The following is a 12459-nucleotide window of genomic DNA, read 5'->3' as shown; positions in this document are numbered from 1 at the left end:
TGGAACACTCCTGAAAATGGTTGGAAACGGGCAGGTCAGAACATCTCAAGCTGGTCGCGCATCGGGTTCCAAAACCCGATGTCGAGCGGGCGCTGTTCACGGCGGGGCTGCATCGGTTGCGCGGCAAGCCAGCCAAGCCGTTCGCCCATGCTGACGGGCGCGATGCCCGCCATCATGATCTGATCGGGGTCGGGCGGGGTGACGCTGGCAAGGTCTTTGCGTTTCATGGAACTGCCTCCGTTCAATATTCATCGGACAGCATGATGGTCAGGACGCGCCTCGTGATCGCTGGGTTCGCCGCGTCGTCGCTGGCGAACTCCATCTGGCGGTCGTAATAATCGAGTTTCCAGAACACCCGTTCGCGCTCATCCTCTCGCAGTCGTGGGCGCTCGGTCGTCCAGCGCCCATCGGCAAGCTGGTAGATCGTCCCGAAATCGCGTTCGCCGTGCAGGTCGTTGTCCTCGTCGAAAGCGTCGAACGTCTCGATCAATTCACGGACGCAGGACTGATCGGCGTCGGGCAGCGAACGAAAACCGACCGTTGCAACGGCGGTGCAGGCAACGCCCATCGCGCGCCGTGCCAAGTCGTTCAAACGGGCGATGCGTTCGCGCTGGCTGGTGAGGGTCGCGCTCATTGCGCCAGCCCCCGCCGCCCTTCGCAAATCAGGATAAGCGCCCCGAAATCCTCGCGCTCGCCAAGCCGGTCGGCGATCTTGCGAACGCACTCCAGCTGCAAGCCGTTCTCGTTGGCGACTCCGCGCAAATAATCGTCGCGGCACTCCGCGCCGCAAGCACGATAGTTCAAGAGTAAATCGGTCATCTGAAACCTTCCTTCCTCGGCTGAAAGCCGCACTGCCTGCGGCATGCGGCTCTGCCTTCCGGCGAGGATGGGAGGGGGAGGGAAAGCTGAATCGCCGTCCTGGCGCGGGCCAGCGGTCGCGCAGCGACCGCCACACGGGGGCGGCTATTCTGCTTGGGGAACGAGAGGGCAAAGCCCTTGGCGTTCCCGCACATTCGAAGGAACGGAGGCGATCAGCCTCCCTCGGCCGCGGCGCGGCGCAGGCAACGGCACACTTGCACGGCGCGACGCCGACGGGCGACGTGACGGCAAGCAGAGCGAAGACAAGGATGTTGCGCCATCGGCGCAGCGCCGCCGGTCGAAGCGAAAGCGCGGCCGGCGCTCGCATGGCAAGGAGAGAAGCAAGAGCGCCTGCGGGTCAATTCAAAGACTCCGCACCCAAAAGGAGCGCAGCGGGAAAGAGTGCGTCCTTAAAAAAATCCCGCTCATTTTCGCGCGCTCCCGATCGTCACCCGTAGGGCCAAGACTACAGGCTTGGTTCGCGCAGCGAATAGAGCGGGTTGCCCGTGAGGGCAGCGCATAACATCCTAACATCCCGCTTCGTATCCACCCTGTCAGTTTGCTCCCTCCGCTGTCTGACAATCAATAGGGCTTTCCACTGACCAAAAAGATTTCATCTATCCTGCCAGTTTTGGGTGGGACGGCCCGCTCCTACCGCCCAATTACCCAACCCCCAATTGATATAGGGGAAGAGAGGGCGCTTGTGTGTAGGCTGCCAACAGCCATTAAGGGTAAAGCGGAGCGCCGGAGTCAGTATACCTCACGACTGCGCTTCGCGTCCAGCTCCTTGCCGAGATCGAACTTATCGCCCCAGGCAGTGAACCAGTGATCGTTTGCGGATTTGACTGACGCGAGACCCACCGCGTCCAGTCCGAAAATGAGTCCTATGGCATTCTTGGTGGTGGCACTGATGTAAGGACATACGACGAGATCGAGCAGCATGATAAGCGTTTCGGCGTCGTTCGGACAATGGGCCTTCATGTATTCGAGTTTGGCGATGATATGCCCCTCGATGAAGGTTTTCAGCTTCGCATACCTGACCTTGTCCTTTATATAGGACAGTAGGATCGTGACCGAAAAATGGTTCATGAACCCGGTAGGACGTATGTAGTCCCCCGTGCCCTCCTCCTCCGTGATCAGAAAGTGTCGGAGCAGCACGGAGACCGGCATCCAATATTCGCGACCGATCTGCGAGAGCGAGATGAGCAGATAGAGGCTTTCGACCTCGCGATGGACGCTCATCGTGTTCTTTTCAAGCTGCTGCATCACGTTGTCGTGGACATACTTGAACAGCAGGTGCTTCTGTTCGTAGGGTAAATTCTGGGCGTGCAGGAAGTCCACAGAGGTCGCGATCATCCGACAAATGCGGATGGTGTGATTAACCTTCGGGCTCGCCGAATAGGCGAAGAAGGCAAACTCCAAGATCGCCAGCAACGCATTGGAGAGACGCTTACGGTCGCGGTCTGACTTGTCGCTCGCAACAAAGGCCTTGAATAGCTTCTCGACCTTGTTTTCGATAATCGCGAATGTGTAATTTAGCAGGTCGCCATAGGTGACGCCTGTCTCCTTGATGGCGGCTTTGTAACGAATGATCAGCCGGTTCGCGTTGATGCCGCACACGAGCTTCTGTTTCGGCGGCTTGGCCGGATCGGCCGGCGGCTCCTCCTCGCAAACCGGATTGATCTCGTCGTTCAGCAGCATCGAGACGCGCTCTTTCGCGACCGTGATCTCGGTGATGATCGGCTTCTGGTAGTGCTTGATCTTCGCCGTGTTGATGCTGAGCTTCCTGCCCTTGAGGATTTCCTGGAGCGTCTCGAAAATCTTTAGCTGGGTCGACTCCTCGTTGTAGAAAACGAAGAAGTCATCGACGTACCTGAAAATCTCGTAATCGACCTTGTGTTTCAGGTTGGCCCCTTCGGCCAACTGTTTGATCAGCTCGGCATCGACCGATTGCAAAATGATCTCGGCAAAAATCCGTGAAAACTCGGGACCGATCACAATGCCATTGGTCTCTTTATGATTCAGGCCCTGCATGAGGGCGTCGAAGTGTCCGCCGAAAGTGCCCTTCGATTCTTCGAGGCTGAACTTTGTCTGGTCCTTGCCTAAAACGGCCCAAGGCAGCGAGTGGGTGTAGATGCTGTCGAAGCACTTACTCACGTCGATCTGCACCATCGCGTCGTATTTTTTCTCGCTGCGGTGATATTTGTAGGATTCGAAAAAGCGATGGATGTTTCGGTATTTCCGGTACACGAAATAGGAGCCGAGCTGCTCGTACTCCCGGTCCTCCTCCTCCACACCCGCCACGGAATCCAGCCGCTCTTCGTGGAGTTTGTCCTTGAAGTAGGCGTAGCGAGACACCGACACCGGTCGGCGGATCGAAAACTCGCTGACCGACGTGTGATAAATGATGAGCGCGCTGTGGGTGGCGTAAAAGCTCGCTACCGCAACCTGATTGCGCGGATGCACGACGCTCAACGTGCGCCCGTCGAGATTGTGCGCGACCCGGAAATTGAAAGGGATCGTCGCCATCTGGCATTTGTTGAGGGGCACGAACCTGCGGGTTTTTTCCTTGCCCCATTCGGTCAGGGTCTCTTCCGCGATCCCTGCGCTGGGCAAAACTCCGAACAGAAGGCGCATTGTACGATCAAGGACGTCGGTTTTGCTGATCCAGCGCAAATGGCCATTTTCAATCTCGACACTGTTGTCTCGCAGAAACCGGTAATAGCCCCGGTTGGAAAAAGTCGGCGGCACCTCGAAAGGCAGCATGTCGGTGAGGACAGAACGCTGCTTTCGGTGCGTGAGAGAGACGCGCCGCTTAGCCATGCTTCCAGGCCCTCACGATCATCTGCAACTCTCTCGTACTGAAATTGTGATACCGGCGTTGCACGAAGCCGGTAGTGAATTTGAGCTTCTTCAACTGCTTTTGCAGGGTCGTGCGCTTCGTCGCTGTGACGAGGACTTTCAGCTCCTTATCGAGCTGTTCAAAATCCGACAGGTCGGTCACGATTGAGTTGTTGTAATAGATGCCCGTAACCGCACGGGACTTGCTGTTGGCAAGCCGAGTGTTACCAGTCAAAAACTTGACCCGTCCGACCAGCTTGCGAAAAGCCCCTTTTGGGTTCACCGGACGCTCGTGCCAATAGTCGTCAAACGAGACATTCATTCGCGCACGATATTTTTCCACCTTTGCAACGCTCGGAGAAACCGCGAACTTATCGCCGATGCACGTAAAGCGATAACCCAGATACTCGAACTCCTGGGAAGCCGTGTCCGGGAGCTTGAATTCTGCGGTTTTTGCGGCGTTGTGTGTGAGCGCATTTTCGACGAAAATCGCAATGATCAGGTCTTTGAATGAACCAAGGCTTTTACCTGCGGGCGGTCGTGCGAACACGGCCACGATGTCATCGACGAATCGGCAATAGAGGACGAGGCCGGGAATTGCCCTGATCGCTTTGTCGACGGGACGCAGATAAAGCTCGGCCAGATAGGCGCTGATACCTACACCACGGGGGATGCCGATCGCGGTGCCGGAAATCGCGCCGTAAGAATCCAGCACTTGCTTGATGTATTTCTTCGACGCCGGACTCAGAAGCTGGTCCTGGTCCAGTTTCTCCACCAGCTGCTTGCGGTCGACGCTCTCATAGAACGACGAAATGTCAGTGCGAACCAGCTCGAAAGGAAAGCTGCTGCCGAGCATGTCCCGAAGCTGGCACACCAAGTCGTGGCGGTTCGCCTGTTTCACACCGTAGATGCGGTGGATGTTTCGCTGGAGCTGCTTGATGACGAAGAACGTCTCGGGCTCCGCATCGATGCAGTAGACCGGCTTTCCCTGTGGCCCGACCTTCTGCGACAGGTCGATCTTGAAGGTTCGCTTGAGAACCTTTTGGCTGATCTCCTCCATCAGTGCATCAACCGCAGATGATTTTGCTATCTTCAAGACTGCTAGCTCGCCTTTCAAGGCGAGCAGCTGTGCCTCGAAATCATCTGCCGTCAGCGTAATTTCGATTTTGCGCAGATCACGAATATCCTGCACCTTGTCGCGCACAGCGAGCGTGTGCGGTTCGAGATCCGGGAAGTAGCGAGTGGCCAGATCAAGGCCTTTGCGATTCTCTGAATCATAAATACGACGGAAGTTTTCCGCGGTGAACATTTGATCGAGCATCAGGCTTGCGCGCCTAATTCTCGCTGAACCAAACGTGCGTGTTTTGGGTCATACATATACAGCGCAATCGATCCGTCTCGTATTCGTTCAACAGCCTCATCGATCGCATAGAGCGGGACGAGAAACCACTCGCGGGGTCGCACAGGCCTACCAAAGCGATCAGTAATTTGGATGTCGTATGCGGCATCAGCGAAAAATCGGTGGATCAGCTTTTCCAGCTTCGTCCGGTTGATGTTGAACAGCTTGTATTCGGCGATGATCTCGACGCCGGCCAGCAGATAGGTCGCGTCGTTCTCCGCTGCCGCAATGCGCGTCGTAACACTGCCACCCGTCACGCCGATCTTGTGGATCAGGTCACGGTGCTTGGCGATCTGGGGATGGTCGGACTTGCTCCGCAAGACATAGATGGTCCCGCTTTCGGTGTCGTCTTTGCCCGCATTGTCAGAGAAGAGCGGCCCCGCCGCTGGATCGGTAATGCGCCGCCCTGCGTCATCCTTGTAAAGCGCGCGTTGCAGGGAGCGGCGCAACAGGTTGCTCTCCGTCCCATTGGAATAGATGACCCTTAAACGGGCGTCGAACTCGCCATTTGGGGCCTTAATGGTCTCGCCAACCTCAGCCACATAGGCTGTCTGGCCGCCCAGGATGAAAAATTGGCCCGTGCCAATGTCGGCTTTCAGAAATCCGGCGTCCTTTACGAAAGGGCGGGTGCTGCGAACGCCGGAATCAAGGTCGAGCTGCACATCGGCAAACAGCGGCTGAAATTTCGCAAAATCGATGCAGCGTTCACGGTTGGCAATCTCTTCGGCGGCCTGCCTTTCTTCCCGTGTTTGCACATGGCGAAGCTGCGTGATGTCATCATCACCGCCAGGATCAATGCCGAGTTCAGCAAGCAACGCATCATCATCCAGCTCATCGGGAACGATGTGGCTGGCATCCGAGTTCACCTTCAGCAAACCATGCTTGTCAAAGCCTGCCAACAGCGAACGGCAATCCTCCAGCTCGCGCAGGCGATCGAGCCTCACTGCATAAAGTCGCTCGAATATGTCGCGCTGCTCACCGTGCTGCGGCGCTCGACCATGCGCATCGTGGAATTTGAGAATGTCCTCAAAGCCCGCGATGATCCGCTCCTGCTGCGGAGTATAGGCGCGTGCAGCCTGTTGCTCGACGCTAACACCAAGTTCGGCGAGCAATTCGTCGTCGGACAGATCAACCATTGTCAGACTCTTGAGCATTCTGCTGCGCGCGGAATTTCGCGAGGGCGGCAACGCCTTCGGCAAGGCGCTTTTCCCAAGGATCTTGCGAAGTGATCTCAGGAGCGCGCCCACGTTCCTTTTTCCACTGCAACGCGCGGACCGCCAGGTCGCGGGCTTCCTCGTAGGGGATGCTGACCTTGCGCTTGCCGATCACAGCGGCAACCTGCTTCAACGTCCCCTCGTTCATCGCCTTGGCGAGAACAGAATAGGCTGCCTCAAACGGATTGATCCTGTCGATCAGGTCAATATCGAGGTCTTTCACCTCAATCGCAAATTTGCGAACGCCCTCGATCAACGCTGTATTGGACCGGGCCTCCCCATCATCAATGTGGCCTGCTCCAGTATCACCGCTGCCCGCAAGCTGCTTGGCCTTCTGGGTCAGGTTCAACGCCGCGACGGCGTGCTGCCGCACCGCTTCCTGATCTTCACCTGATAATTCAGGGTAACGATCCCGCACGATCTTACCCATTTTTAGCTGGGTCAGTTCTTCCGCCAATGTTTCGCCGCCAACGTGCGCACCATCGAACAAACCGCGCTCAAGAGCGGACTTATCCTGCACGAACGCGGTGATAACCTCGTTCAAATCTTCAGCGCAAATGCGGGTTGCCTCGGGACTCTTGGGCGTCACAAGTCCTTTGATCTCGAAATGGAACTGTCCGCGTTCTTCGTTGAAACCTACGTTCGTTTGCCCTTCCTGATACCCGCCTTCATATTTGAAGTCAGGCAGCGGTCCGTGGTCTTTCGGGGTGAAATTGAAACGCGGCGCCAGCACCTGCTCCATGAGCAAGCTCGCCGCGATGGCTTTGAGCGTGTCATTGATCGCGTCGACCACGGCGGCTTCGGACGCATCGGGTTCCGCGATCAGATTTGTGAAGCTCGCCACTTCCTTGCCCGGCGCATCGCGGGTGGCACGACCGATAATTTGAATGATCTCGGTCAGGCTGGAGCGATAGCCCACGGTCAGCGCATGTTCGCACCAAATCCAGTCGAAGCCTTCCTTTGCCATGCCAAGCGCGATGATGATATCCACATGGTCGCGGTCATTCTTGTGCGCCGGATCTTTCAGAGCCGCCAGAACCTTCGTGCGCTTTACCTGATCGCTGTCGTCCACGAGATCGGCGATCTTGACCGTGCGGACGTTCCCATTTTCATCGGCGGGCAGCTCGACCAGATGGAAGCCGGTCACGGGATCGGCACCCTTCCAGTCACCGAGATACTCCATGATCTCTTCGACTTCCTTGATCTTGTCCTTCGTGCTTTCGCGCGAATTGACCGAAGGAATATGCACGATGGTTTTGCGCGATGGATCAAGCACGGCCTCTATCGCGCCCAGATAGCGGCCCGTGTAGAAAAAATAGCCGATATTGAGCGATTTCAGATACTCATAGCCGTTGAGCTGCTCGTAATAGGTGTAGGTTACAGTCTCGAATTTCGCCTCATCTTCGGGCATCAAGACGGGAACGGCGTCGCCCCGGAAATAGCTGCCGGTCATGGCGACAAGATGCACCTTGTCGCGGTGGATGAAGTCGCCAAGCTGGCTGCCTAGCTTGTTGTCGGCGCTCGCGGAAACATGGTGGAACTCGTCCACCGCGATCAGGCGGTTGTCAAACGCCTCGATACCAAGCTGCTCAACCGCAAAGCGGAAAGACGCATGGGTGCAAACCAGCACCTTGTCATCGCTGGCGAGGAACTGCCCAACGGCGCGCACCTTGGATGGATCAACGCGTTCTTCATCGGGGCCAGGTGCGTTGCACAGATTCCATTGCGGCTTGACCGTCCAGTCAGCCCAGAAACCGAACTTTGAAAGCGGCTCATCGGCAAAGCTGCCGCCGATGCTCTTTTCCGGCACGACGATGATTGCCTGTTTGACGCCCTGATTGTGGAGCTTGTCGAGCGCGATGAACATTAACGCGCGCGACTTGCCCGATGCGGGCGGCGATTTGATCAGCAAATATTGCTCGCCGCGCTTGGCATAGGCACGCTCCTGCATCTGGCGCATACCCATTTCATTGGGTTTGGCCGATGCCCCGGTGCGCGCGGTCTGGAATGACACTGCGGGGATGGGTTTAGAAGTCGTCATTTGTCAACATAGCCATATTTTTTGAATTCGGTCAGAATACTGCCTATTCCGTCAAATTCCGGTTGGAACCGTTGGAGAAGTTTCTTCATACCTTCAGCAATCTCTTCTGCATCCTGCACATCTTTGATTTTCAGAAAGTTCTCTTTCAGGAATTTCGAGTATTGCTTGCCTTCGTCGGCAGCGGCCTTATGAAACTTTATACGATTTTTAGGCAGGTTCTCTCCGGCGCTCTGAATTGCGTTGATTAGACTGCTTCTGAATTCATACTCCTTCAGCGGACCGACCTCGCCATACAAGCCTAACTGCCCCGATGTCCCGTCGGCATCAGCCCAAAGTTGAAGCCATGAAATCAGCGGGTATCCTGACCACCACTGCTCGCAGCCCTTCCAGTCATACTCGTCTTTTCCAAGCGCCAAAAACCAGCTTTCGGGAAGAAAACTGACCATTTTATGGTCCAAATGGCAGAATCGATATTTATGCCCGTCAATCTCGATGACATCGAGATGATCCCGACCGTCGCCAAAAACGTCTTCAGCCGCAATGGCGAAATCTGACCCCGCACCATGCTCCATGATGAAGTCCAGCGCCTTCTTGTTCTCGCGGTAAAGCTGCCTAGCCAGCTTTTCCATCTCATTGCTCTCGGCGCTCATGCCGACCTCCTCCGCGATAATTTCGTTGTAATGCTGTAAGAATGTCCTCACCTCTGCCGTCAGTAGATGAGCTTCTTGGCCGATGAACCTCGGCAAAAATTGGCAAATTGCCTCATAGTTTATCGGCGCGTAGCGCGCATCTTCTGGCTCTTCATCATGCAGAGTTAGAAATATTCCCCTGACAGATAGATCATCCGCCAACTTTCCCAAGCCCGCAGAAACGCTGTCCAGATATTTGGCCAACTGCCCTTCGTGCTGCTTACTGTCGAATTTGTTCTCAATCACAAATCCCCAGGCGTTCTTCTCGCTGTAGATGAAAATGTCGATATTCTGCCATTCAAGACGAACGGTCGAATCCCGCAAGTCGGCTCGTGCAATGTCTAGCGCAGTAGGAGACCCAAGCGAGCTATGTCCGCGCAATGCCTCACCCAAGAAGGCTTTCAAAAATTTGTCATCAAGCCCGTGACTTTCGCCCGGGTTCAAAAGCCAGCTCAATATCGCCGAATGACGGATTTCCATCCGTTCCATTTTCATAACCCTGATCGGATTGAAGCGATTAAGGTGAGTTTCGATCTTCGCCATAGATTCGTTGTTTACGAACAGGCTCTCAAGCTCCTCGGTAGATGGAAATTGCGTGACTGCCTCGGTCACGCCGCTTTCCCCTTCGCAGCCATCTTGGTGTAAAGCTCGAACAGCTTTTCCAACCGCTCCGTATCGTTCCTGAAGCGCCGTCCGATAAAAATGCGTTCAAGCACCTCATCGTTTGCTTCATGTGCAGCGCGGACGCGGGGAAACTCGGAGTCCATGCGCTTGGGGTCATACATCTCAGCAATGGTGGCTGGGAAATAATGCTCACGAGCAAGTAGAATGTCCTCCGCGCAACGGATGAGGTCAGCCTTGTTTTGCTCGGTCAGAGTTGGAATTGGGAATGTGTTCCAGCCCAACGTATTCGAGTATGAAAAATCATTCCGCAGTCGTCCACAAATCGTATCAATCCAAGCAAGGTGAATTTTGGATGCGATAACGGCGAGAGACCAGAGCGGGCCGTCAGGAATATAGAAGGCCTTGTTCGTTGGAATGACAGATCCATCAGCAACGCCGGCAGGAAAATACTCTCGATTCTCGGATGAGACGATCGGAACGAAAATCTTGAACGCTTCGCCACCTTTGCGCTCTCGAAATTGGTGAGGCTTGGCAGCAAGCTTATTGACGGCTTCGTCGTCGGTTTCAGTCCGGTCCCGCTTGACGCTCTGGATACGTTCACGGACCACAGGAAATTGGCAAATTTCCCCAACATCGTCGTCACCGATCCAAAGGCAAAAACGTTCTCTACCGTTTATGTATTCCGTCGAGCCGATAAATCGCCGGAGGAAGCGGCTCGGAACTCCGGCCGCAAGCAACGCCGTCTTTTCTGCCGATTCAAGCATCAGTCCGGCCGATTTGGAGTAGTAAACACCATATTCCATTGACACGTTTGTCGCGCGAGGCCGCTTCTCGGCAGACACGACGGAAATGTCATGGTCTGTCAAATATGGATTGATGTTCGCGACCTCGCGGACGCTCTCGTCCGCGTAGATTCGACGGATGCCGCCTTGTTCGCGATCAACCCCGGTGACCACGACAGTCACCCCCGCCTTGTTAGCAGCCAAATTGGACCATTTGAACGACGTATGGGCAAACCGTATTCGTAACCCGCGCTTCAAAATCAGTGACCAAGTGATCGGAACCTGCTGCCCCTGACAGAGACTATTGGTGGTTACGAAGGCGAATGGAGCGGCGCAGGAATCATTGTAGATTGCTGCCTTCATCAACCATGCGCCTACATAATCGACATTTTTCCACTTGCTCGTTTGGCTTGAAAAGACCTCGTTTAGATCGCGCTTTTCCTCGTCGGCTTGCTTGCGCGTGCCTTTGAACGGAGGATTTCCACAGATGTAAGTTTCCCCGCCTTCGTTCTCGAAATCAATCTGGACCTGATCGAGCGGGGTGTTGAACAAATCATCGCCGTGAATCTTCACGCCGGTGCCGGTCGGCGGGCAGATGCTCAACCAGTCTAGCCGCAGCGCATTGCCGCAAGTGATCCAATTCTGCGCATTCAGCGGGAGCAGTTCGGCCAGCGCTTCTTTCTGGCCGCGATAGGTCACGTCGCACTGATATTCGGCGATGATCAGCGCAAGGCGCGCAATCTCTGCCGGGAAATCACGCAGCTCGATGCCGCGAAAATTGGTGAGCGGAATGTCGCTGCGTCGCTCTTCCTCATTGCGGCGCTGGTTGATCACCGCCTCGATCGCGCGCATTTCCTTGTAAGCGATCACGAGGAAATTGCCGCTGCCACAAGCCGGATCGAACACCCGGATTTTCGCCATGCGGTTGCGAAGATTGAGCAGCTTACGCCCATTGTCGCCCGCCTCCTCCAATGCCCCGCGCAGGTCATCGAGGAACAACGGGTTCAGAACCTTCAAAATATTCGGCACACTGGTGTAGTGCATACCAAGTGCGCCCCGCTCCTCGTCATCGGCAACGGCCTGAATCATGCTGCCAAAAATGTCGGGGTTGATCTTTTTCCAGTCGAGACTACCGATGTTGATCAAATAGGATCGCGCGATCTTGCTGAAACGCGGAACCTCGGTGCTGCCCGAAAACAGCCCACCGTTCACATACGGAAATCGGTTGGCCCACAAACGGATTCCCGCCGCTTCCCGATAGCGGTTATCAGGCTTCCCCTCATGTCGCGTTGGCGTATTCATCGCCAGGAATATGTGGCTGATGACCTCGTGCGTGTTCGAGCTGTCCGCCTCGGACATTTTCTGCACCTCTGCCGTAAACAGGCCGGTGCCATTGAAGATGTCGGTATCCTCCGCGAAAAAGCAGAAGATCAGCCGCGCCATAAAATGGTTCATGTCCGGTCGGCGTTCGGCGGTCGCCCATTCGGGATTGTCTTTCAGCAGCTCGACATAGAGCTTGTTGAGCCGCCCCGTGGCGCGAATGTCGAATGAGCTTTCGCGGATTTGCTTGACGGTGGTGATGCCCGCCAGCGGCAGGAAGAATCCGAAGTGATCGGGAAACTTGGCATATTCGCACGCGATGGGCGGATCGTCGCTGGTGACGTCCTCCGCCTGTAGCGTCTCGCCATCGGTGGCGAGGATGAACTTGGCCTTGGCTGACGCCGTTTTCGGACTGTCGCGCAACGCCTTCAACGTCGCATCAACCTCACCCGTCGCGCACGCCGCCAAGTGAATGTTGTTACGCTGAAGAATGCCGCCAGGAACATCAGAGGCGTTGGAGCCACCCGCAGCGCGAAGGCGCTTTATGGTGGTCTCCTTGTTCCCAAAGGCGGCTAAGAATTGATACGCGAAATCGGCCCGATCAAAGGGCTTGCTTGCAAGTTCCGATACTGCTTCCTCAATTTCTACAGCATTCATTCTACAATATTTTCCTGCACCAGATGAGATGCTT

Annotated in this window: 9 protein-coding genes; all 9 read right to left on the bottom strand. The window is 55.6% G+C overall.

Features of this window, described 5'->3' with window-relative positions:
* Window positions 1-35 precede the first annotated feature (35 nt).
* Window positions 36-227 (bottom strand): hypothetical protein, encoded by a 192-nt coding sequence (locus FFS68_RS01780; protein WP_137751595.1) that lies wholly within the window; start codon window positions 225-227, stop codon window positions 36-38.
* 14 nt (window positions 228-241) lie between these two features.
* Window positions 242-634 carry a DUF3768 domain-containing protein gene (locus FFS68_RS01775; RefSeq protein WP_137751594.1) on the bottom strand — a complete coding sequence of 131 codons (393 nt, stop codon included), beginning with the start codon at window positions 632-634 and terminating at the stop codon, window positions 242-244.
* On the bottom strand, window positions 631-864 hold the full coding sequence (locus FFS68_RS01770; RefSeq protein ID WP_137751593.1) for a hypothetical protein: 234 nt from the start codon (window positions 862-864) through the stop codon (window positions 631-633). The genes FFS68_RS01775 and FFS68_RS01770 overlap by 4 nt, the downstream gene beginning before the upstream one ends.
* A 744-nt stretch (window positions 865-1608) precedes the next feature.
* On the bottom strand, window positions 1609-3681 hold the full coding sequence (gene drt3b / locus FFS68_RS01765) for an antiviral reverse transcriptase Drt3b (RefSeq protein ID WP_137751592.1): 2073 nt from the start codon (window positions 3679-3681) through the stop codon (window positions 1609-1611).
* On the bottom strand, window positions 3674-5020 hold the full coding sequence (gene drt3a, locus FFS68_RS01760) for an antiviral reverse transcriptase Drt3a (protein WP_171003702.1): 1347 nt from the start codon (window positions 5018-5020) through the stop codon (window positions 3674-3676). Before drt3a ends, drt3b begins: the two co-directional genes overlap by 8 nt.
* On the bottom strand, window positions 5020-6234 hold the full coding sequence (locus FFS68_RS01755) for a GIY-YIG nuclease family protein (RefSeq protein WP_137751591.1): 1215 nt from the start codon (window positions 6232-6234) through the stop codon (window positions 5020-5022). Before FFS68_RS01755 ends, drt3a begins: the two co-directional genes overlap by 1 nt.
* Window positions 6227-8353, bottom strand: coding sequence for a DEAD/DEAH box helicase (locus FFS68_RS01750; protein WP_137751590.1), 2127 nt, complete (start codon window positions 8351-8353; stop codon window positions 6227-6229). The genes FFS68_RS01755 and FFS68_RS01750 overlap by 8 nt, the downstream gene beginning before the upstream one ends.
* Window positions 8350-9654, bottom strand: a complete 1305-nt coding sequence (locus tag FFS68_RS01745; protein WP_137751589.1) for a PD-(D/E)XK nuclease family protein — start codon at window positions 9652-9654, stop codon at window positions 8350-8352. The genes FFS68_RS01750 and FFS68_RS01745 overlap by 4 nt, the downstream gene beginning before the upstream one ends.
* Window positions 9651-12425: a DNA methyltransferase gene (locus FFS68_RS01740; RefSeq protein WP_137751588.1), complete on the bottom strand. Its 2775-nt coding sequence runs from the start codon at window positions 12423-12425 to the stop codon at window positions 9651-9653. Before FFS68_RS01740 ends, FFS68_RS01745 begins: the two co-directional genes overlap by 4 nt.
* Window positions 12426-12459: the final 34 nt, after the last annotated feature.

The organism is Sphingopyxis sp. L1A2A (assembly GCF_005502465.1).
In the GTDB taxonomy this organism is placed as follows: domain Bacteria; phylum Pseudomonadota; class Alphaproteobacteria; order Sphingomonadales; family Sphingomonadaceae; genus Sphingopyxis.
This window is presented reverse-complemented; position numbering and strand designations above follow the sequence as displayed.